Origin of the sequence: Janthinobacterium sp. 61 (genome assembly GCF_002846335.1) — a bacterium.
In the GTDB taxonomy this organism is placed as follows: Bacteria; Pseudomonadota; Gammaproteobacteria; order Burkholderiales; family Burkholderiaceae_D; genus Janthinobacterium.
This window is the reverse complement of the sequence record NZ_PJMQ01000001.1, coordinates 153,380-174,841: the sequence shown is the minus strand read 5'-3', so window position 1 is coordinate 174,841 and position 21,462 is coordinate 153,380. Positions and strand designations below refer to the sequence as shown.

Genomic DNA, 21,462 nt, shown 5'->3' with positions numbered 1-21,462 from the left:
CCGTTGCAATGTTATTGTGCGGCTGCAATCATAATGGAAAGCAACGTTTTCCCCCGTCACGAAAGAAATCCATGCACTTGCCCGCGCGCCCTGGCGACACCCAGATACTGGACATCATCGATGCCTGGATCGCCGACCTGGCGCGCGGCGATTACGCGTGCGCCCATGCGCGCACGGCGCACGACGCGTATTACGGCTGGACGCCGGCGCTGCTGCGCGTCGTGATCGAAGGGTATGGTTCGCCGGAGCCGTATGCGGATGGCACGGTATATCGCGTCACGCCGGCGGCAGAGGCCAGCGGCACGCGGCAGGAGCGCTGCGTCGAGCGCCCGGCCAGCCAGGACGGCGGCGCGGCGCTTGCCGAAGCGCGCCATTCGCTGCCCCTGAATGGCGTTTGGTCCGATCTCACCGCCACGTTTCGTGTGGAGAGCACGGCGCTGGGCGCCAGGCTGGTATTACAGGAAATTCACGTGTTCTAAGCCGCGCCATCCTTGACAGGCGACAACTGGCTTGCATGCAGGCGCGCATACGCGCCGCCCTGTTGCAGCAAGGCGGCATGGCTGCCCGATTCCACCAGGCGCCCGCCCTGCATGACGACGATGCGGTCGGCGCTTTCGATGGTGGACAGCCTGTGGGCGATGACGATGGTGGTGCGCTTGCGCATCAGCACTTCCAGCGCCGCCTGCACCTGCCGCTCCGACTCCGTGTCCAGCGCGCTGGTGGCTTCGTCGAGCAAGAGGATAGGCGCGTCCTTGTACAGGGCACGCGCAATGGCCAGGCGCTGGCGTTGTCCGCCCGACAGGCGCGAACCGTTCTGGCCAGCCTGCGTTGCATAACCTTGCGGCAACTGCATGATGAAGTCGTGCGCGTAGGCGGCGCGCGCCGACGCTTCGATGCGGGCCATGTCCGGGGCCGGGTCGCCATACGCGATATTCGCCGCCATCGTGTCGTTGAACAAGATCACGTCCTGGCTGACGAGGGCGAACTGGCGCCGCAGGGCCAGCAAGGCGTAGTCGCGCAGGTCCACGCCATCGAGCAGGATCTGGCCGCCGCTGACGTCATAGAAGCGCGGCAGCAAACCCAGCAAGGTTGTCTTGCCGCCACCGGAGCCGCCCACCAGGGCCACCGTTTCGCCGGCGCGGATGTCGAGCGTGATATCGCTCAAGGCCGTGGGCGCATCGGGATCGTCACTGTTGTAGCGGAATTGAACGTTTTGCAGCGACAGATTGCCTTGCACGGCCGCCGGGGCGATGCTGCCCGGGTCCGGTTCCAGCGGCGTGTCGATCAGGCCGAAGACGGATTCGGCCGCCGCCAGGCCCCGTTGCAGCGGTTCATTGATCTTGGTCAAATTCTTGATCGGCGACTGCATCGCCATCAGCGCGCCCATGAAGGCAACGAAGGCGCCCGGCGTGATGGCGCCGCTTTGCGCACGCAACATGGCGAAATAAATCACGGAAGACAGGGTAATGCCGACGAGCATCATGATGAAGCCGGAATTCATGGCCGAGGTAGCTGCATGCTTGACGGCCAGCTGGCGGTTGCGCTTGACGACGTCAACGAAGCGCGCCTGTTCATAATCCTGGCCGCCGAAGATTTTCACCACGCGCTGGCCGGCTATGCTTTCGTCCAGAACGGAGGTCAGCTCGCCCACGGCTTGCTGCGAACTCTTGCTCAAATGACGCATGCGCCTTCCGGCCAGGGTCACGACGATGGCCACGATGGGCATCGACGCCATGCAGAACAGGGCCAGTTTCACATCGATGCTGAACAACAGGATCAGGTAGCCGATGGTGGCGACGGAATCGCGCACCATCACATTGAGCACGTTCAAGCCCGCCTGCGACACCTGGCTGGCGTCGAAGGCCACGCGCGACTGCGTCAAGCTGGTGGTGGTGGTATCGAAAAAGCGGCTGGGCAGACGCATGATGGTGGCGAACATCTTTTCGCGCAGGTCGGCCTGCACACGGCTTGATAGCCATACGGAACCGTAATCGCCGGCAAAACTGGACACCATGCGCAGCACGGCCAGCCCCAGGATGGTGGCGGGGATGACCCACAAGTCCACCTGCCCTGCCTGCGCCGGCAGGAAACGGTCGACCCAGCCCTGCAGCATGCCCATCACGCCGGACGCAGGCGCGACCTGTGCGCTGGCCGTCGTGCGCATGGCGTCAACGACGTTTTGTAGCTGGCGGATTAACAACACATCGGTGGCGGACGCCACGCCCACGGCCAGCAAAGTGGCGGCAACGATGGCGCCGTAGCGGCGAAACTGGCCGACCAGGCGGAAAAACAGGAGGCGACTTTGCTGCATGCAGATGGTAAAAGTGAAGGTAAAGCGTGATTCTAACCGCTGCAACACTTACTTATGAGAAAGTCTTCGCCTTGCCGGTACAGAACCGGCAAGGGCAATGCACGGGCAATCAGCTCTTCGCCACTTTCCAGGCGGCCGTGCCGGCTTTGCAGACTTTCAGCTTGAGGGTTTGTTCCTGACCCTTGGCGCTCAAGCCCACCTGCACCTTGCGGCAGGTTTGCGCATCCGTCTTTTCCGTGTCGCTGGCCGTAATTTCGGCGGCGATGCGCACGGAATTGCGCAAGCCTTCATTACTCCATTGCACGGTTTCGCCATCCTTCTTGTCATTGAGCACGTCGGTGACGGCTTTCACGAAGACAGGCTTGTCGTTCTTGTTCAGGTAAGCCATCGGCGTGTCGGCCAGGAAACCCAGCCCGACGGCGGAAGCGGATGCGCTGAAGACGACGCTGCCGAGTATCAGGCCGGACAGCAATGTGGCGGGACGAATACGCATGGAAAACTCCTTGTCAAGTAATAATCGGGAATGGCCGGCGAAATACCCATTGCCAGCAATGCATCGATGCCAGGCACATAATAGATCGCCGACGACAGCGCAGTGGAAATATCCAGCAGCCTGTCCTTGTTGGTGACGCCATCATAGCCTACGCCACGCATTTGCCGCAGCATGCCCATGGTCACCGTGCTATCGCAGCACAAAACGACAACCATGACGCCCGCCTCGCCGGCCATCCGCACCGATGCCGTGCCGTCGGCGCACTGAGGAACAGAACGTTGGCAAGCCGGCACGGCTGCCGCATAATGCGGGCATGTTCAAACTGACTTTTCTTGGCACGTCTTCCGGCGTGCCCACGCGCCACCGCAACGTCACGTCGCTGGCCCTGCAAACCACGCACAACCGCGACTGGTGGATGATCGATTGCGGCGAAGCCACGCAGCACCGGCTGCAGCGCCTGCCCTTGTCCGTGCACGACCTGGTGGGCATCTGCATCACTCATGTGCATGGCGACCACAGCTATGGGCTGCCGGGCTTGCTCGCCAGCGCCTCCATGACGGGGCGCAAGAAGCCCTTGCTGCTGATCGCCCCGGCCGCCATCAAGGCCTGGATCGACGCCACCCTGCTGCACACGGAACTGTTCCTGACGTATCCGCTGATCCACATCGACGTCGACAGCGCGCAAGTGCTCCACCAAGAGGCGGGCTTGACCATCGAGCGCCATGCGCTATCGCACCGCGCACCTAGCGTGGGCTACCGTTTTGCGCTGGAAACGAGCAGGTGGAAGCTGGACAAGGCCGCCCTGCAGGCGGCTGGTGCGCCGCCCGGCCCCGCCTGGGGGCTCTTGCAGGCGGGCCAGGATGCGCGACTCGACGATGGCACGGTCTTGCACGCTGCCACTTTCCGCCAGATGGAAACGCAGCGCGCCACGGTGGTGATCGGCGGCGACAACGACACGCCAGCGTTGCTGGCAGAGGCTTGCGCGGACGCGCAGTTGCTCGTACATGAAGCCACCTACACGGAAGCGATGCTGCAAAAAGTAGGCCCCGGTCCCACGCACAGTTCCGTGCAGCGCGTGGCGCAGTTTGCCGAAGCGGTGCGCTTGCCGAACCTGATCCTCACCCACTTCAGCGCCCGCTATCACAATGCGGACGGCATGGCCGAACTGGAAGCGGAAGCGCGGCTGCATTACTCGGGTGAACTGTTCCTGGCGCGCGACTTCGACAGTTATGAGATCGATGCGGCGGGCGTGCTCACCAAGTTGGCGGCAAAATCGTCGTTCAGTGGGGATTGACGCCGTACTGCGCCGCATACTCGGCCGCCAGCGCGCGCGCCGCCTGCTGCTGTGAGGGCGTGAGGATTTCCAGCAACTGGTCGCGGTTCTTGACCGACTGCACGCTGCCCGCCTCGGCCGGCATGGCGATCCATGCATACGCTTGCACGTAATCGAGTTCCACGCCCTGCCCTTGCGCGTACAGCAAGCCATATTCATTCTGCGCCGACAGGGAACCGGCTTCGGCCGCCTGCTTGTACCAGAACGCCGCCTCGGCAAAGTCTTGCGGTACACCATCGCCCTTGCGGTACGCCTGCGCCAGGTTGAATTGCGACTGGCCATCGCCCGCCTCGGCCGCCTGGCGTCCATAGGCCAGCGATTGCGCGATGTCTTGCGCGACGCCATCCCCGCTCGCATACATCAAGGCCAGATTGGCCAGCGAGGGCGGAAAACCCGCTTGCGCGGCCGCCGTGAACAGTTCTACCGCCTTCGGCAAATTTTGCTCGACGCCATGCCCCTGGTAATACAGGCTGGCCAATAAATGCTGGCCGGCAGGATCGCCCGTGCGCGCGGCCGCGTCGAATTGCTTGAATGCTTCGGCGTGATGACCGTCGTTATAAGCGAGGATGCCCGCTTCATTAAAAGATTCGGGAGAGGATGTCATAAGAATTCCTTAATCGGGGATTTTTGGGCATTGTACACAGCACTGTTCCGCGCAGAATGCACGATAGGGAATGGTGTGGCATATTGCCCAAATCATGCAGTATGATCACTCTCCGCCTGATGCCATCGGGGCATTGTGCCTCAATGCCCGCCCACGAATATCGCCATGAAATTGATTGCTCTGCTTTTATCCATGATTTCCACCTCGGCTTATTGCGGCACGCTGCACCTGGACAAAGCCGCGACAGGCAAAGTGCGGCAAGCCGCCGATATCCGCTATGCGAATCACGATGAAAAACAGACTTACCAGCTGAAAATCGGGAAGCAATGGATACCTGGCAGTTGCAGCAGCAGCGGCACGGGCAATTTGCACGCGCTGCTGCTGGACATGAATTTCGACGGCCATGCCGACCTGTGGGTCACCGGCTACACGGATAGCCAGGGACGCGTCCGCTGTTCCGATGTGTGGCTATGGGATGCGCAAGCGAAAAAATACAGTTTCAACAAACCATTATCAGCAATTCCGAATCTGGACATCAGCATTGCAGATCAAGGAATCGCGGGCGGCATCGCCAATTGCGGCTGCGCGGCACAATGCTTTTATGAAGACAGCTATGCCTGGCAGGCGAACAGATTAATTGCCATCGCCCGGCGCGAGCAGGATTGCGAGCGCTATCGGGAGTATCGCTTAAATGAAAAGAATGACTTGATACTCGTCAAGGATGAAATCATCGATAGCGGCAATCCAGGCCAGCAGGCCATCGAAAATACCAAAGTAGTTGACTGGCAGCGCCATGCGCAAATCATGCGCAAACCCTGGGAGTAAATCCCTCAATTCCATCCAACCATTCACGCACACATGACGACACATCCCGCTTCCATCACCTTCCATGCCGCCAATGCGGACGATACAGCCGCCTTCATCGCATTGCGCGGCAAGACGCGGCAAAACGCCATTTCCAGTGAACGCCTGGCCGAGGTGGGCATCACGGCCGAATCCTGGGCCGAGATGATGCGCTCGGGCAGCCTGCCCGGCCAGGTCTGCCACCACGACGGCCAGCTGGTCGGCTACTGCTTTGGCGAGCGCGACACGGGCGAAATCATCGTCCTGGCCCTGCTGCCGGAATTCGAAGGACTGGGCATCGGCAAGACCTTGCTGGAGGGGATCATGGCGCAGCTGCGCGCGCAGGGCCATCAACGGCTGTTCCTCGGCTGTTCCAGCGACCCCGCCTCGCGCTCCTACGGCTTTTACCGCTACCTGGGCTGGACCGCTACGGGCGAGACAGACAAGTATGGCGACGACGTACTGGAGTTTCGCTTTCCGGCCTAGCGTCTAGCTCAACACGCGGTTGGCATCCCACACGCGCAGGATCTGCGTAATGGCTGCATCAAACACGGCGTAGGCCACGCCATCGCGGGCCTGGATGGAGACGCCCGACAAGAAACTGTCGAAGACAGCCGCCAGCGCGTACGCGTCTATACCCGCCTGCAATTCGCCGCTGACCATGCCACGCTCGACGCAATGCACGAAGCCGCTGCGCGTGCGCGCGCGCGATGCCGTGAGCGGCTCGGCCACGGCCGCATGTTCGGCCGTCGGCGCGCTCATGCAGCCGAGCGCCACCATGCAGCCGGGAGGGTGACCCGGCTCGGACTGCATGCTGGCCGACTGGCGCAAGGCCAGCTCGATGGCCGCGCGCGGCGCCATGCCTTCGTCCCACAAACACTCCGTCACGCGCGCAAAGGTATCCAGGTAGCACTGCGCCGCCTCGCGGAACAACGCTTCCTTCGAGCCGAACGCCGCGTAAAAGCTGGGCGCGGAAATGCCGCCTCCCAGGCTCGCCTTGAGCTGGCTCAAGGACGTGGATTCATACCCTTGTTGCCAAAATAAAAACATGGCCTGCTCGACCGCTGCCTGCCGGTCAAACGTGCGCGGCCGTCCCATTTGCGCCATCCATCGCTCCTTCTCATCCACTTAAAAGCCACTTACATACTACTCGATACAGAAGTCATTGACAACGCTGCACCCCATCGCCTATATTTGTACCGATCGATACATATATTCCGCAGCGACGCTCAGGGGCACTCCTGCGCCTGGCCGACTCGTCACACTTCCAAGGATATTCAGCTTTGCATCACGTCACGCTCACCACCGGACCCAGCCCAGCGCTGGCCCTCCGCCTCCCCGTCTCGGGCCTCCTGGCCCTCGCAATGACGGGTTTTATCTGCATCGTCACGGAAACCTTGCCCGCCGGCTTGCTGCCGCAGATCAGTGCGGGACTCGGCATCAGCGCCGCGATGGCCGGGCAAATGGTCACGGCCTATGCCCTCGGTTCCTTGCTGGCAGCCATTCCGCTTACCATCGCCACGCGCGGCTGGCGACGCCGCAAGGTGCTGCTGCTCACCGTCATCGGCTTTCTCGTGTTCAATACCGTCACGGCCCTGTCATCCCACTACTGGCTGACACTGGCGGCCCGCTTCTTTGCCGGCATGGCAGCCGGGCTGGCGTGGAGCTTGCTGGCCGGCTATGCGCGGCGCATGGTGGCGCCGCAGCAGCAAGGCCGCGCCCTGGCGCTGGCCATGGTGGGCGCACCCGTCGCCCTGTCCCTGGGCGTGCCGTTGGGCACCTTGCTCGGTTCGCTGGTCGGCTGGCGCGCCGCGTTCTGGATCATTTCCGCACTGACATTGATCCTCATCGCCTGGGTGCTGGCGAAGGTGCCGGACTACCCGGGCCAGTCCGTCCATGAGCGCATGCCCCTGCGCCGCGTCTTCACGACGCCCGGCGTGCGTCCCGTGCTGGCCGTCGTCATTGCTTGGATGCTGGCGCACAACATTCTCTACACCTACATCGCCCCGTTCGTGGCGCCTGCCGGATTGACGGGCCGCATCGACTTGGTCTTGCTCGTCTTCGGCGCCGCCGCCATGGCTGGCATCTGGATCACGGGCAAGCTGGTTGAACGCCACTTGCGCGCCACCGTGCTGTCCAGCCTGGCCATGTTCGCCACAACGGCCCTCGTGCTGGGCCTGGCCTCGCACATGCCTGCGGTCATCTATGCCGGCATGGCCGTCTGGGGCCTGAGCTTTGGCGGCGCGGCAACGCTGTTGCAAACGGCGCTGGCCGACACGGCCGGCAGCGGCGCCGACGTGGCCTTGTCGATGAATGTGGTGGCGTGGAATGGAGCGATTGCGGCTGCGGGCGTGGTGGGCGGCGCCCTGCTGGAAACCTGGGGCGCGGGCGCCTTCCCATGGGCCATGCTTTCCTTGCTCGTGCTGGCTTTCGTGCTCGCCTGGTCGGCCTGCAAACATGGCTTCCGACCGGGACGGCGCAGCGGTAACGCACCCGCCGCCGGGCATTGAAATAGCTGCCGTTTAATCAGCCGCCGGCACCGTCACGATGCGGGGCACATGGCCTGTATGCGTGAGGAAACTGACCAGGGCGGCGTGCGACAGCGCCACCGTGGCCGTGTTGCGCAGCGGATGGGCTTGCACAAATTCAGCTTCCCACACGGCCTGGTCCAGCACCAATTCCACCGCCTGCGCGCTGTCGTGTATCAGGGCAAACAGGCTGACGGATCCGGGCGTGATGCCCAGGTGCTGCTGCAGGCGCTGGGGCGAGGCCATGCTCAGCTTGCTGGCCGGCAGCAAGCGCCCCAGCGCAGCCAAGTCGATGCGCTTGTCGAAGGGAACGATGACGAGCAAATGCCGGCGGCCCTTCTCGTCGCGTACGAACAGGTTTTTCACCATCAGGCCCGGCATGGCCGGCACGTGAATCAGAGCTTCATCGATGGTGTGCACGGCCGGGTGCTCGACCAAAGTGTCATCACCGGCGTTGCTTGCCAGCCAGCGGGAAAGGGTTTCATGCATTGTGCTTCCTCAACTCGGCGCGATGAGCAATTGTAGCGGGTCGCTGCTTCGTTAGCTGGCTGTCACCGTCAAGGTGTTTTCTCAGCCTCTTCCCTGTCGGCCGCCGCCAGCCCCCAGTCATTCCAGCCTTCTCCAAACAGCTCGATCGGATGCTGCGTGCGCTCGGAACCATTGCCGCAGCGCATGGCGTCCGGCGGACAATACTTGTCGCAGCCCCAGCAGATGCGTTCGGGGTTCTTGGGCTTCAAGGGAAAAGGCTTGGCCATGGGAGGGGCGACGGAGTCGGTTGAGGTCTTACTGTTGACTCTAGGCCAGGCGCAGACGCCGGTCAAATGCATTTCGGTGGGAAACTTGTCCGGAATCAATTCTGCGCAGATGGGTGGTGTGGCGGCAAAGCGCAGTACCCTGCCAGCACGATACGCGCGACATTGACACTGCCATCAGTGTCCCGCTTTGATGCTTTCCCGCCACAGGTCGGAGGCGAACAGGCCGTGGCTGCCTTACAGGCCCAAGTGGGGTCTGGGCTAGCGTCTTGGCGAGGCGAGCGGGGTCTTGTGCCAGCGTTTCGGCGAAGGCGTAGAGGCGTTTCTTGGGGGCGCAAAAGTGCCTGAAAGCGCTCACTCAATGTTTGCGCCGAATAACGTATGCATTGCCGGCAGCTTCAAAACCAAGCGTCGGATAGTAGGACATGGCATCGGGAGCGGAGAGCAATATCAGGGACACTTCGTCGCCGATGACTGCCTGGGTGCGCTTGACCAGCTCTTTGCCGATACCCAGGCCCTGGTATTGCTTGTCTACCGCCAGGTCCGAGAGATAACAGCAATACGCATAGTCGGTCAGCGACCGGGCCAACCCCACGAGCTCGCCATCCACCCATGCCGACAGCAAGAGGCAAGGCGCGGCAAACATGCGCGCGATTCTCGGGAGCTCGCTGGTGGGCCGCTTGATGCCGGAATGATCGAAGACACGAGCAACATCCAACGGATCAAGAGGAAAGTTATGACGATATTCGACAGTGATATTTTTCATCGGTTCACGGGTGCAAGGAAATCGCCCATGCGAAATCTCTTCTATGCAAATAGTATAACCAGGCAGCGATGGTCCAGGCATGTGGACGATACGACATAAGTGAAAAGTCGGGTCCCTGGCGCCGATGCTTGAGCGCCAGCGTCGAGAACGAGAGGCGCCAGAGGCTCGATGCTGCCAACGACCACATCGCTGGCATGCCGCCACGCTTATTCAAGCGCCCCCAATCTGTTAAAATAGTTCAAAAATTTAGTGATTAGATCATGAATAACCCGTATTTTTTAGCCACAAGGAATGTGCTTAGCAAATGAAAGCCATTATATTCTGCACCAGCTTTATAAAAGATGCCCCATCATGGGAAAGCCGGTATCAACGGTGGCTCGATTATTACGAAGACATACCAATCAATGCAATAAAAAAAATAATGATTGACGATGGCTCGCCATTTCTTCCACCCGCCGAAATCATCAATACAATTTCCCATAGCGCTCCGCTGGCTTCAAATACAGACAAAAATCTCATCATTCGCTTCGATAACAATCTTGGACGACAAAGCGGGGCTGACTACCCTGGCTGGTGGCGCAGTTTTCTCCACTCGGTCAAGGTGGCCAATGAATTAGGCGTGGATAAAATCATCCACATCGAGTCTGACGCCTATATCATGACGCCTCGCCTGGTAAATTTCATCAATGAAATAGAATCAGGCTGGAATGTCCTGTGGTCGCCGCGCTATCGTTTCCCGGAAACGGCCATTCAAGTCATCTGCAGAGATCAGTTTGCCATTTTTGAAAAAATCAAAGACGACCATCCAGATTATTCTTTCCCGGACATTGCGGAGAGACTGCTTCCTTTCACGGCTGTACACCAGCAGTTCAAAGGGGACCGCTACAGCGATTTTACGAAAAACAGATGGATATTTCGTTCGCGAAAATTCAACAAAATCCCAATTTTCAAACATGTATTTTTCTGGGAAACGATACCGCCGGATGCAGACTTTGTCACGCAAGGCATTAGCCGCCAACAATTCGTATTCAGACGGAATGAAGAAGCCTGACTTTGTCATGGCGTGGAACACGCCAACGCGCACATGCCAGGTCATGGCGCAATAAGCGCTTCCGTCATGCGGGCAGGGGCTGGCGCGTCGTACGGTGCCAGCCGTGCCATAGACAAGACGCATGCCCACAATTAACACCCATCAAGACCGGGGCGCTCAGGTCACGTAGCAGGCACGCTAAAACCTGTCTGATAAAGAGAAAACTTGGCAAGGATTGTAAATATGTTGCTACCGTTACGATTGAATAAACGCCTGTACGCCGCCCTTGCTGGCTCCTTTTTTCTTGTTGCGGGTATTTCATCGCCACTCGCTAGCACGCTTGACGAAGATCGGACTAGAGGTGACATACATGGATTGTTTGAGATAAGGGATGCAGCTGTAAAGTTCATTGCAGCAGAGAATCTGAAAAATGGAACACGGTGGCAGGCCATGGAGCCGAACCGGAAGATTCTGGTTGCCAAATGTGCCCTATCTTTGCGGGTGGCATGGGTTCCGAAAAGCCATGGCCTGTCTGGGCCGAATGTCGCTGTGATTTGCGACAAGACCGTCAAGCCTACCATGCAAAAGAAATGGCAAGTGTTCGTACCAATCGATAAGAGGCCGATGGCGCATAAATGATCACGGCGGGGGCATGATCGATTTAACTGTCCATGGTCGCGAGGATCAGGCCTGCTGTTTGTACACGACCTGATGTGCTGGACGTCGCAGAATCTGGCTCAGCCGATGAGATAAGCAGAACCGCGAACGCGCGCCTGCGGTACGCGGAACTGCCTTGGCACTGCCACCACAATTTCGCGCCTGAAATCTCCGGCCTAGTGCAAGCGAACAACAGCATATACAATAATCGACTCAGATTTTATTGATGCGACAATACCCCATGAAAATCAACATATTCTTCATTTCCTCCCTGGGAATGCTATCGCTCATTCAAACGCCTCCATCCTTCGCGGATAATGTTAACGGGAAAAATCTCTATGTACAGAGATGCGCCATGTGCCACGGAATAGATATCAAAGGAACCGGACCATTGGCGAATAAAAGCGCTCCTCCAACACCTGATCTTACAACATCGGCTTTCAAAAAACGACTAAAAGACTATCCGGGCGTCATTGTTTCATCAGTCATACTTCGCCCAAATGGCGACTTGATTCCAAAAACTTTGCGAGAAAATGGCGTAAAAATATCGCCGTACGCATGGAAGGTCCAGGATTTTCGCGATTTAAATCAATACATGAGTGGTGTGATTTCAAAGAGTCGATGATTTGAGATCCGAGGTGGACGCGATGCTGCCGTTGGTGGATTAAGGGCGGGCTGGACCGGCAGGCCCAGCCGTTCGAATCTCACGGCAGGGCGCGAAGGCAGAGAACGAACATCGAAATTCTTCAAAATATCAAGAGTGCGATAAAAAAGCCAGTCAACTGACTGGCTCTTTTCTATGTTGGACTTTCTTGGAACTGTTTTGCATGATCACAAATTTCATACCATGCCGGCTTGGAACCAACATAAACATGAAATTGTATTCTTACCTCAGGGTCATCATCCAGGCAGTTAACTGACACCGGAAATGAATCATTCTCTGAGCCAATTTCCCCCAAAGAAGTCCCGCAGTTTTTGCAAAAAGTTCTTGCGTATTTAAAGGGAGGCTCTGGCTCATATCGTTGAATAAATTCTCGCCCCTCCAGCAAGGAAAAGGAATTTTTATCAACGAAGGCCAAGGCACTCGCTCCGGCCTTCCGACAACGAGAACAGTGACACATGCCCATCATGCTTGGGGGGGATGCCAATTCAAACTTTACCGAACCACAGCAGCAACTGCCTTTGATCATGAAGTGTCCTTTTTGAATGTTGACACTGTATTTTTACACAGTACTTCTGGACGGACAAGGTACACCTGGTGGAATTTTTCAGAACCCAAAACAGAAAGCACGGTACGGAGCGCGAGGGCTGTGCGGGCGCGAGGGTCAGGATTTACCATCCGGCGACCTGGACGAGCGATGCGGCATCCATCGCGTTTACCGCAGACAATGAATGCGCTGCGACCAGTCATCATTTGTTTTGATACAGGTCCCAGCGATTTCCGTAGAGATCTTCAAATACCACGACCGTTCCATACTCTTCCTGCCTCGGTTCCTCACAAAAGTGAACGCCCGCAGCCTTCATGGCACCATAATCTCGCCAAAAATCGTCTGTGTGAAGAAATAGGAAAACCCTCCCGCCACACTGATTGCCAATAAATACCTCCTGCCTGTCGTTTGAGGCACGCGCCAACAAAAGATTACAGTCGCTTTCTGGGTTCGGCGTTACAACCACCCAACGTTTCCCTGCTTGTGGCGTATCTTCGACCACCGTAAATCCGAGTTTTTCTGTGTAGTACTCGATCGCCCGATCGTAATCGTCGACGACGATGGCCACATAGCCCATGCATCTTTTCTGCGTTCTCAACATCCCCTCCTTCCATTTTGGGAAGAACCTCCCAGTTACTCGGATTGACCATAATACCCGCTACAGGCACCGCCTCAACGCCTCTCTGCACGATGGTGGCGCCAAGCCGCCCTTTCATAGGGTTTACGGTCCCAAAACGGCTCAGTATTATGCGGATGAATTTTGCGGGGGGAAGCGTTACCCACACCAGCCGGCGGCGGGGGGGCACCGCTGAATCCTATCCAGCTCAATGCCTGGATCTGCTTAGCTGCTGAACAGTCACATTTCTTGCAAAAAAATTATCGAAAACGCAAGGTGACTAGTCCTCGGTACCAGGGCCAATATCAGATCTATGCATCGTGAAATTTTGAGCAAAAAAATTATTCCCTGATAATCAAGGGCTTACTCTCATCGTTGTGGCGGAAACCGTGTAATGCGAATAAACAGGTTTTATGCGCCTCTTACGAACAATTGAACAACCATACCTACCAGACTACCTCGCAAACAATTCTCCCCATCGGCAAACTAATATTTCCCGTCTACTCAGGCCGCTTTACGATGAAAGTCACGACAGCATTCGCCCCCCGCACACTCTCTCGCACACTAGCCGCATGGCCGCGCGCATGGCATCATGCGCGCAGCACATTCACTATGGTGACACATGGAGCAATTTCATTTCCTGGTAGGCGAATTCAAAAAGAATAGCCCATTTATGCCTGCCGCCGCCAGCGCGCAACTGTTTGCCTGGTTTGAGCAAGTGGGCGAGCGCGTCGACCGCTACGGCAGCAAGACCGGCAAGGTCGTCAAGTTTTCGCAGAAAAACTACGAGAAAACCCTGTTCGCACCTGATGCCGACAGCATCAGCCTGTATTCGCCTCGGGTCGTACCACCCGACAATATAGACGAGTGGGCGAACTGCGACGTTCTTGCCCTGTATTCACATAGCTGTTCGCTGATGCTGGCTATCCACGCCAGCAAGATGCCGCTGGCGCAGCTGTTTCAATGCGCAGAGGGCATATCTGGCTTGCTCGATCATTGCGATTATGTGTACGGCTACAGCGAAACGCTAGGCTATGGTACGGGTTACGCACGCGGCTACCGGATAATCGATGAAGCCCATCCGTATGTACCAGCCAGGCCCGATCCTGGCAATAACTGGGGCGCCATCAAGCGCAAAGGGCTGCAGTATGAGCACATACGCGACGTTTATCCCATCAGTATTTTCAGCCAGTCCAGGCTCGACGCGCTGCCGCCGGAGCGTCAACAGGCATTGCACAAAGCGATGCAGGCATATGGCAGCAGTCATACGCAAGACGGCAGGACGCACTGGATTTTAAGCGGCGAGGAACAGGCGGCGGCCCGGAGCGATCTGCAAGCGCACGCCATGCTGGGTTCCTTGATCGACAATTAAACCCCATGAGCACGCATCTTCACGCACGCAACCGCTAAGGGCCGCAAGCTGTTGCAGCTTGCATTCTGAACCGGCTTGCGTATTTCCGAACCCGTAGCCCTGGACTGCTCCAAAGTGGACTTCGCGCGCGGCGGGTTTGATTCCCGCCGCCTCCACAACTTAACTTTTTAGAATCAAGTAGTTAGCAAAAATAAGGCTGTCATTGTTTGGATTTTTTAGAGGCTGTTACAGCGTAGGAATGACAACAAACTGACAGCCTTTTTTCGTACCTCTGTGACTCTGCACCAATAGCAACACCCTCATTTCATTGCCTTGCGGCGCGTTTGGGTCAATACCCGGAGGGCCACGTGCATAGGAACTTTGTTTTTTGCCAGGTATGCGGCCGCAGTCGCTGTGCCTAGCATTTCTTGAAAAATGACTCCAACGTCGACTTTTTGCGCAGTAAGACCGTCATGCCTTAAACAGTCATAATTTTGGTTAGCTGCAGTAGCTGGTATGGGTACATCAAAGTTATTAGAGTGCATTTTTGCCCCATTAACAAAGAGAAAAATGTCTCTTCTTATTTGCCTTAAAGATAACTTATATTTCCATTTTTGAGTAAATATTTTATTTAATCAAGTTTTTGAAGCAGTAAAAATTTAACTATCAAAAGGCTATGAAATCATGCAGATAAGAACGCGAGGAGGCACAGGAGAAAAACACCTATTATTGTAGCCAGAGTACACCGCTACGCCCCCTGCAACTCCCCTGGCCAGTATCGAATGGGCATAGGCTTTGGGCCTACAATACAGCCCCGTCAGGGCACAAAAATCAGCATTCCCACCATCGCACCACGCGCGCGAAAATCCGTTCAAAGTGCGCCAAAAACCGGCAAAACGCACGCCCACCTCTTCGCCCCGCCCCGCCAGTGCACATGCGCCTTCGGCCATGGCGCAGATTTGAGTCAAAAGAGCCCTATATAGCGGGCAGAATCTGGATGCCGTCCTTCTTGCCGTTCGGCCCGCGTACATGAACAGTTTACGGAAGTTGCCCGGCCCCTTGCTGTCGCGCATGGCCTGGCGCAGCTTGTCCACGTCCTGAGTGTCGGCGGCGACGTCGGCCATGTATAGGAGGAAACCGGCGTGCGGGCCGTTCTTGTAGCACTTGCTGAGGAACAGGACGCGAGGGGCAATTCTGGCATTCAGATACAGACTTGTGCATTGCGTGCCGTGAAAGCTGGGCGCGCGATATCGTTCCGTACGCAATGTTTTTTTCACAACCATGCAACGTACTGTGTTGGCGACCACATACATATGATGCGGAAACAATTTTGCTGTGCAAAGACAACGTTGCAAAGCATGCGTTAGCCCAAGCTAACAGCGTTCTATCGCAAGCTTGGGAAACTCGACAAGGAACTCAACAACCACGCGGGCTTTCAGCCCGTTTCTGCTTCGTAAAAATGACATTCTAACGTCCGTATAAGCAGCCATCTATGCGGTGCATTTTACGTTTGTGGAGCGAACTATTCAGACCAAAGGTACCGATCCACAAACTGCTTTGCTGATTTAACTTATAGATAATATAGGAGGCGGTGAAAAAATGATATCAAATAAATACGACTCCTCAAGATCAGTGGAGTGATTGCATCACGCCCCTTGCCTGCGACGAGCTCAGGCTAGGGGGGCGATATGTATACTTTTCCTTCGACTATTTCAACGGTACTTCCACGCCAAACATAACCGACTGGGTACGCCCGCTATCGATACTCAGATTGCTGTTGTAGTCCAGAGTCAGTGTCGTACCGTTCGACAGCAGCAGCTTCATGCCCAGCCCCGCCGTCCAGTTGCCCGTCTGCTGCGGCAAGGTGCGGATCACATACACGGGACCGTCCGCCGCCAGGTCGGCATACGCCAGGCGCGCATCATCGGCGCCCTGGAACTGGTGGCGGTACTCGAGCCGCGCACGCGGGAACCACGTGCCCAGGCCGCCGACATAGATGCCCTCGGCTCGCACGCCCAGCGCGCCGATGCGCGAACGCACGGTCTGCTTGAAGTAGCTCAGGGCATTGATGCCCGCCGCCTTCTCCGTGTACGGATCGAGCTTGGCCGACATCAGTTCCACCCGGCCATATGGCGACCACATCCAGGTTTCCTGGCGCATCTCCATGCCACCTACCAGCGCGCCGAACACCTGCTTGCCGTCACGTTCGCCGGTGGCAAAACCGCTGCCATCGCTCAGGTAACGCGAGGCGTCGTATTGCAATGTGCCGTAGCCGAGCACGCCATCGACAAAGACACCCTTGCTCGGACGCAGGCTGCCATACACGGCCGCCACGGCGCTGTCGGCCGTACTGCGGCTGCCGTTCTGACCCACGTCGCTGCGGTCATGGCTGAAACCGGCACCCACGCCCAGGGTCGCCAGGTCGCTGAGGCGGTAATCGCCGCCCACACTGACGCCATTGGTGCGGAATCGGAAGCCCGTATCGCGGCCCTTCACATAATGCTGGCCGAAATCGACCGCGCCACCAAGCCACAGGGACAGGGCCCGTTTCTGTGCGTCCGGCTTTTGCGGCATGTCCGGCAAGGCGGCTGAGTCCGCCTCGGTACCGCTTCTTGCTGCCCCCGGCTGCTGTACACCCGTTTTCAGGGTGGTGCGACGTCCTTGTTTACGTGGATTCGTGCCGAAAGCACGGTCTGCTTCCTGCTCCTGCCAGCGCGCCAGCGCCGCCGTCGGGTTGCCACTATCGTTCGGCGGCGTCATGCTCAGGCCGAAGTTGGAACGTCCCCAGCCGTCACCATGCAGGCTTTCCAGGCGCTGCGTGAAGTTCGACAGCTGCGCGCTGGCGAAGCGCCGCGCCGCATCGGCTTGCGCCGCCTGCAAGCCGATCACTTCCGGATCGACCGACGGATCGCGACGCGCCGTCACGGTCACGTTGACCACGCCCGGCTTCGAGGTGGCAAAGGCATTGTTCAGGGTGTAGCTGACGACAGCCGCGCCGGCAAACTTGCCCGACGCAGCAAAGCTCAGCTGGTACGACGGCTTGCCGGCCGTGCCCACGTCGCGCACCTCCGCCTTGCCCGCCTCCGCCGGCGTGACGCTGAGCACATTGGCCGCCGTGAACGGACCGCCCGTGGCGCCCGCAGTGAGATCGACGGTTACCGTCAGGCCGGCCACCACCGTGGCGCTCAGGTTGAGCACTTGCGGCATCGGATTGACCCTGATCGTCGATTTCACCGGCGCCGAAGTGCCGAACACGTTCGACACGGTGTAACCGATGCTGATGTCGCCGCTGGTGTTGATGCCTGGCGTGTAGAGGATATCCATGCCGCTGACCGTTGCCGTGCCGCTGACAGGCTGCGTGGTGATGGCCACTGCCGTGTACGGGCCGCCGGTGGCGCCTTCCGTCACATGCAGGGTCACCGGCGTGCCGGCCAATACCGTCGCCGTTTTGGCGACAGGCACGGGCACTGGCTGCGGCGCCACCGTCACGCTGACCGTGGCCGGCGCGGACGTGCCTCCAGGGCCCGTGACCGTGTAGCTGAAGGCGTCAGGACCAAAGTAGTCGGCATTCGGCACATACGTCAACTTGAAGCTCGCGCCCACGGCGCGCGCCATGCGCGCCAGTGCTCCCGTCGACACCACCGTGACGCGCCCGTTCTGCGGCGGCGTGACGATGGTGACGTCGGTGATCGGGCTGCCATCGGTGGAAACGATGGTCAGGCTCAACCCCTGGTTGACCGGGGTGGTCGCCGTTTCATTGGCAATCTGTGGCGGCGCCTGATTCACCTGCAGGGTCAACGCTTGCTGCACCGTGAACTGGTGCGCATCCCTGGCGTGCAAGGTGAAGTTGTAACTGCCCGCCACCGTCGGCGTGCCGCTGACGATGCCGGTCGCCGCATCGAGCGTCAGTCCAGCCGGCAAGGCGCCGCTGCTCAGGGAATACGCGTACGGCGCGACGCCGCCCGCAGCCGTAAACCGCTGACGATAGGCGTCGCCGGCACGGGTGCCGGCCAAGCTGGACGGCGAGAGCGTCAAGGCTGGCGCGGCTACCACCAGCGTATAGTTTTGGCTAACACTATAAGGTGCACCCACGCCTGTGCTGCTATCCGTGACCTTGATGCTGAAGGAGAAGCTGCCCGCCACATTCGTCGTGCCGGACAGCGTACCGGTGAGCATGTCGAGCACCAGACCGGGCGGCAAATTGCCGCTCACCTCAAAATGATAGGGCGCGGTGCCCCCAGTCACAGTCAGGCTCGCGCCATAGACACTTTCCGCTGTGGGGTTGGGCAAGCGGGCCTGCGCCAGACTAATGGTCGCTGACGCCACGACTAGCGTATATGTGCGGCTTCCGGTAAAACCATGCGCATCGATTGCCTGAATGTCGAAGGTGAACTCGCCACTGGCTGTGGGTGTACCAATCACCTGTCCCGTGATGCCGAGGCTCATGCCAGGCGGCAAAGCACTGCCATTCGCCACCACATAGTCATATGGTGCGGTACCGCCTGCCGCTGTCAATTGAACACTATACAATTGAGCAACCTTACCCAATGGCATGCTTGCCGGCCCTACGCTGATCGTCGGCGCGTTGACGGTGATCGTCACGGTGGCAGCACTGGAGGTACCGCTAGCGTTCGTTGCCGTATAAGTAAAGCTGTCCGTGCCCGAATAGTTGACATTTGGCGTGTACGTGATGCTGGTTCCACTAGCCGTGGCTGTGCCATGGCTGGGGGCCGATGCCACCGTCACGCTGGTGGGAGTGCCGCCGCCCAGGTTGAGCGTAATGGGATTGGCGCTGCTATTGGCGGCCACTGTGGCGCTGACGGCATTGGCCACTGGCGCCTGGGCGCCGATCACCAGGGTGTAAGGCTTCGAAGCCGTCACGCTGTTGGCATCGGTGGCCGTGATGGTCAGGTTCGTCGTGCCGCTGGTAGTAGGCGTACCGCTAATCGCGCCGGTGCCAGTATTGAGGCTCAGGCCTGCCGGCAAGGTGCCAGCGGTGATGGCGAAGCTATACGGTGCGGTGCCGCCAGCGGCACTGATGGTGGCAGCGTAAGGCGTGCCCGTCGTGCCATTGCCCAGTGAGGCCGGCGTCAGGATCAAGGTGGGTGCGCTGACGGTAATCGTTACCGTCGCTGCGCTGGAGGTGCCTCCGGCGTTCGTCGCCGTGTAAGTAAAACTGTCCGTGCCCGAGTAGCCGGCTGTTGGCGTGTACGTGATGGCCGTGCCGCTGGCTGTCGCCGTGCCATGGCTGGCGGCGCTGGCGATGGCAACGCTGCTGGCGGTGCCACCGCTCAGGTTGAGCGTAATGGGATTGGCGCTGCTGTTAGCGGCAACTGTGACGCTGACGGCATTGGCCACTGGCGCCTGGACACCGATCACCAGGGTGTAAGGCTTCGAACCCGTCGCGCTGTTGGCATCGGTGGCCGTGATGGTCAGGTTCGTCGTGCCGCTGGCAGTAGGCGTACCGCTAATCGCGCCGGTGCCAGTATTGAGGCTCAGGCCTGCCGGCAAGGAGCCAGCGGTGATGGCGAAGCTATACGGTGCGGTGCCGCCAGCGGCACTGATGGTGGCAGCGTAAGGCGTGCCCATCGTGCCATTGCCCAGCGAGGCCGGCGTCAGGATCAAGGTGGGTGCGCTGACAGTGATCGTTACCGTCGCTGCGCTGGAGGTGCCTCCGGCGTTCGTCGCCGTGTAAGTAAAACTGTCCGTGCCCGAGTAGCCGGCTGTTGGCGTGTACGTGATGGCCGTGCCGCTGGCTGTCGCCGTGCCATGGCTGGCGGCGCTGGCGATGGCAACGCTGCTGGCGGTGCCACCGCTCAGGTTGAGCGTAATGGGATTGGCGCTGCTGTTAGCGGCAACTGTGACGCTGACGGCATTGGCCACTGGCGCCTGGACACCGATCACCAGGGTGTAAGGCTTCGAAGCCGTCACGCTGTTGGCATCGGTGGCCGTGATGGTCAGGTTCGTCGTGCCGCTGGTAGTAGGCGTGCCGCTAATCGCGCCGGTGCTAGTATTGAGGCTCAGGCCTGCCGGCAAGGTGCCCGCGGTGATGGCGAAGCTATACGGTGCGGTGCCGCCAGCGGCACTGATGGTGGCAGCGTAAGGCGTGCCCGTCGTGCCATTGCCCAGTGAGGCCGGCGTCAGGATCAAGGTGGGTGCGCTGACAGTGATCGTTACCGTCGCTGCGCTGGAGGTGCCTCCGGCGTTCGTCGCCGTGTAAGTAAAACTGTCCGTGCCCGAGTAGCCGGCTGTTGGCGTGTAGGTGATGGCCGTGCCGCTGGCTGTCGCCGTGCCATGGCTGGCGGCCGATGCCACCGCCACGCTGGTGGCTGCGCCGCCGCCGAGGCTCAGGGTGATGGGATTGGCGCTGCTGTTGGCCGCCACCGTGGCGCTGACTGCATTGGCCAGCGGAGGAGGAGGAGGTGGTGGTGTATATGTATAACCGTTGGTCAGCGTGGCTGTTCCACCTGAAGTTGTAACGATCACATTCACCGCGCCTGCTGCATGGGCAGGTGTCGTGGCGGTAATCGTCGTGGCGCTGTTGACGATGAAGCTGGCGGCTGCAGTACCGCCAAAACTGACTGCTGTTGCACCAGTCAGATTGGTACCAGTCAGTGTCACCGAAGTTCCGCCGGAGCTACTTCCACTGGCAGGGGTAAGCGAAGTCAATGTCGGATTGGCACTACCGGTAACGACTAAGGTATAGGTTGCGACGCCGCCGCGGTTGCTCTGGTCGTTGACTCCGATGGCAAACGTGTAGTTGCCCGCCTTGGTAGGCGAACCATACAGCCTGGTAGTCAAACTGCCAGGGGAAGCGTCTAGTATCAGTCCTGGTGGTAGGCATGGTGTGACACCGTCGTAATCGGGGTCGTCGATGTCGCATTCAGCCCACCTGTCGATCGGCCGCCCATCACCATCTAATACCGCTGTGATCGCAATGTTCATCACCTGACCTACCGGTATGGTCGGC

Annotated in this window: 21 protein-coding genes; 9 read left to right on the top strand and 12 right to left on the bottom strand. The window is 59.0% G+C overall.

Going from position 1 to position 21,462, the window contains the following annotated elements; translation table 11 throughout:
* Positions 1–71 precede the first annotated feature (71 nt).
* Positions 72–479 (top strand): hypothetical protein, encoded by a 408-nt coding sequence (locus tag CLU92_RS00840; protein WP_101480329.1) that lies wholly within the window; start codon positions 72–74, stop codon positions 477–479.
* Here CLU92_RS00840 and msbA read toward each other — a convergent pair.
* The 3 genes from msbA to CLU92_RS00825 form a co-directional block, all read right to left on the bottom strand.
* Entirely contained in the window at positions 476–2,311 is a 1,836-nt protein-coding gene (gene msbA / locus CLU92_RS00835; protein WP_101480328.1) for a lipid A export permease/ATP-binding protein MsbA, read from the bottom strand. The two genes, CLU92_RS00840 and msbA, sit on opposite strands and share 4 nt — an antisense overlap.
* A gap of 109 nt (positions 2,312–2,420) precedes the next feature.
* The gene (locus tag CLU92_RS00830) at positions 2,421–2,804 is read right to left on the bottom strand and encodes a hypothetical protein (protein WP_143452504.1); all 384 of its coding nucleotides are present in this window, start codon (positions 2,802–2,804) and stop codon (positions 2,421–2,423) included.
* Complete coding sequence (locus tag CLU92_RS00825; protein ID WP_143452503.1) at positions 2,768–3,019, bottom strand: hypothetical protein; 252 nt, start codon at positions 3,017–3,019, stop codon at positions 2,768–2,770. Before CLU92_RS00825 ends, CLU92_RS00830 begins: the two co-directional genes overlap by 37 nt.
* A 98-nt stretch (positions 3,020–3,117) precedes the next feature.
* On the opposite strand from CLU92_RS00825, the gene CLU92_RS00820 reads away from it, so the two are divergent.
* Positions 3,118–4,098, top strand: a complete 981-nt coding sequence (locus CLU92_RS00820; protein WP_101480325.1) for a ribonuclease Z — start codon at positions 3,118–3,120, stop codon at positions 4,096–4,098.
* Here CLU92_RS00820 and CLU92_RS00815 read toward each other — a convergent pair.
* Positions 4,085–4,741 carry a tetratricopeptide repeat protein gene (locus tag CLU92_RS00815; RefSeq protein ID WP_101480324.1) on the bottom strand — a complete coding sequence of 219 codons (657 nt, stop codon included), beginning with the start codon at positions 4,739–4,741 and terminating at the stop codon, positions 4,085–4,087. The two genes, CLU92_RS00820 and CLU92_RS00815, sit on opposite strands and share 14 nt — an antisense overlap.
* Positions 4,742–4,906: 165 nt before the next feature.
* On the opposite strand from CLU92_RS00815, the gene CLU92_RS00810 reads away from it, so the two are divergent.
* Both CLU92_RS00810 and CLU92_RS00805 read left to right on the top strand, forming a co-directional pair.
* Positions 4,907–5,566, top strand: coding sequence for a hypothetical protein (locus CLU92_RS00810; RefSeq protein ID WP_143452502.1), 660 nt, complete (start codon positions 4,907–4,909; stop codon positions 5,564–5,566).
* 33 nt (positions 5,567–5,599) lie between these two features.
* Positions 5,600–6,070, top strand: a complete 471-nt coding sequence (locus CLU92_RS00805; RefSeq protein WP_101480322.1) for a GNAT family N-acetyltransferase — start codon at positions 5,600–5,602, stop codon at positions 6,068–6,070.
* Positions 6,071–6,073: 3 nt separating this feature from the next.
* Here CLU92_RS00805 and CLU92_RS00800 read toward each other — a convergent pair whose 3' ends face one another.
* On the bottom strand, positions 6,074–6,634 hold the full coding sequence (locus CLU92_RS00800) for a TetR/AcrR family transcriptional regulator (RefSeq protein WP_257560759.1): 561 nt from the start codon (positions 6,632–6,634) through the stop codon (positions 6,074–6,076).
* Positions 6,635–6,948: 314 nt separating this feature from the next.
* Here CLU92_RS00800 and CLU92_RS00795 point away from each other — a divergent pair, with 314 nt between their 5' ends.
* The gene (locus CLU92_RS00795; protein WP_101480320.1) at positions 6,949–8,094 is read left to right on the top strand and encodes an MFS transporter; all 1,146 of its coding nucleotides are present in this window, start codon (positions 6,949–6,951) and stop codon (positions 8,092–8,094) included.
* Positions 8,095–8,106: 12 nt separating this feature from the next.
* Here the strand turns inward: CLU92_RS00795 and CLU92_RS00790 are convergent, their stop codons facing one another.
* From CLU92_RS00790 to CLU92_RS00780, 3 genes are all read right to left on the bottom strand, one after another.
* A complete protein-coding gene (locus CLU92_RS00790; RefSeq protein WP_101480319.1) occupies positions 8,107–8,601 on the bottom strand; it encodes a prolyl-tRNA synthetase associated domain-containing protein in 495 nt (164 codons plus the stop codon).
* Between the two features lie 68 nt (positions 8,602–8,669).
* On the bottom strand, positions 8,670–8,867 hold the full coding sequence (locus CLU92_RS00785) for a DUF3079 domain-containing protein (RefSeq protein WP_101480318.1): 198 nt from the start codon (positions 8,865–8,867) through the stop codon (positions 8,670–8,672).
* Between the two features lie 355 nt (positions 8,868–9,222).
* Positions 9,223–9,630: a GNAT family N-acetyltransferase gene (locus CLU92_RS00780; protein ID WP_101480317.1), complete on the bottom strand. Its 408-nt coding sequence runs from the start codon at positions 9,628–9,630 to the stop codon at positions 9,223–9,225.
* Positions 9,631–9,934: 304 nt separating this feature from the next.
* On the opposite strand from CLU92_RS00780, the gene CLU92_RS00775 reads away from it, so the two are divergent.
* The 3 genes from CLU92_RS00775 to CLU92_RS00765 all read left to right on the top strand — a co-directional run bounded on the left by CLU92_RS00775 (position 9,935) and on the right by CLU92_RS00765 (position 11,942).
* Positions 9,935–10,681, top strand: a complete 747-nt coding sequence (locus tag CLU92_RS00775) for a hypothetical protein (protein ID WP_143452501.1) — start codon at positions 9,935–9,937, stop codon at positions 10,679–10,681.
* A gap of 222 nt (positions 10,682–10,903) precedes the next feature.
* Positions 10,904–11,299: a hypothetical protein gene (locus CLU92_RS00770; RefSeq protein ID WP_101480315.1), complete on the top strand. Its 396-nt coding sequence runs from the start codon at positions 10,904–10,906 to the stop codon at positions 11,297–11,299.
* Positions 11,300–11,558: 259 nt separating this feature from the next.
* The gene (locus CLU92_RS00765; protein WP_101480314.1) at positions 11,559–11,942 is read left to right on the top strand and encodes a cytochrome c; all 384 of its coding nucleotides are present in this window, start codon (positions 11,559–11,561) and stop codon (positions 11,940–11,942) included.
* A 172-nt stretch (positions 11,943–12,114) separates the two neighbouring features.
* On the opposite strand, the gene CLU92_RS00760 is transcribed toward CLU92_RS00765, so the two are convergent.
* Both CLU92_RS00760 and CLU92_RS00755 read right to left on the bottom strand, forming a co-directional pair.
* Positions 12,115–12,507 carry a GFA family protein gene (locus CLU92_RS00760; protein WP_101480313.1) on the bottom strand — a complete coding sequence of 131 codons (393 nt, stop codon included), beginning with the start codon at positions 12,505–12,507 and terminating at the stop codon, positions 12,115–12,117.
* Positions 12,508–12,727: 220 nt separating this feature from the next.
* Entirely contained in the window at positions 12,728–13,102 is a 375-nt protein-coding gene (locus CLU92_RS00755; protein WP_243858209.1) for a VOC family protein, read from the bottom strand.
* Positions 13,103–13,814: 712 nt separating this feature from the next.
* Here CLU92_RS00755 and CLU92_RS00750 point away from each other — a divergent pair.
* Positions 13,815–14,513 (top strand): hypothetical protein, encoded by a 699-nt coding sequence (locus CLU92_RS00750; protein WP_143452500.1) that lies wholly within the window; start codon positions 13,815–13,817, stop codon positions 14,511–14,513.
* A gap of 653 nt (positions 14,514–15,166) precedes the next feature.
* On the opposite strand, the gene CLU92_RS28455 is transcribed toward CLU92_RS00750, so the two are convergent.
* Together CLU92_RS28455 and CLU92_RS00740 are read right to left on the bottom strand one after the other, a co-directional pair.
* Complete coding sequence (locus CLU92_RS28455; RefSeq protein ID WP_143452499.1) at positions 15,167–15,775, bottom strand: hypothetical protein; 609 nt, start codon at positions 15,773–15,775, stop codon at positions 15,167–15,169.
* Between the two features lie 424 nt (positions 15,776–16,199).
* Positions 16,200–21,437 carry a putative Ig domain-containing protein gene (locus CLU92_RS00740; protein WP_143452498.1) on the bottom strand — a complete coding sequence of 1,746 codons (5,238 nt, stop codon included), beginning with the start codon at positions 21,435–21,437 and terminating at the stop codon, positions 16,200–16,202.
* Positions 21,438–21,462 lie beyond the last annotated feature (25 nt).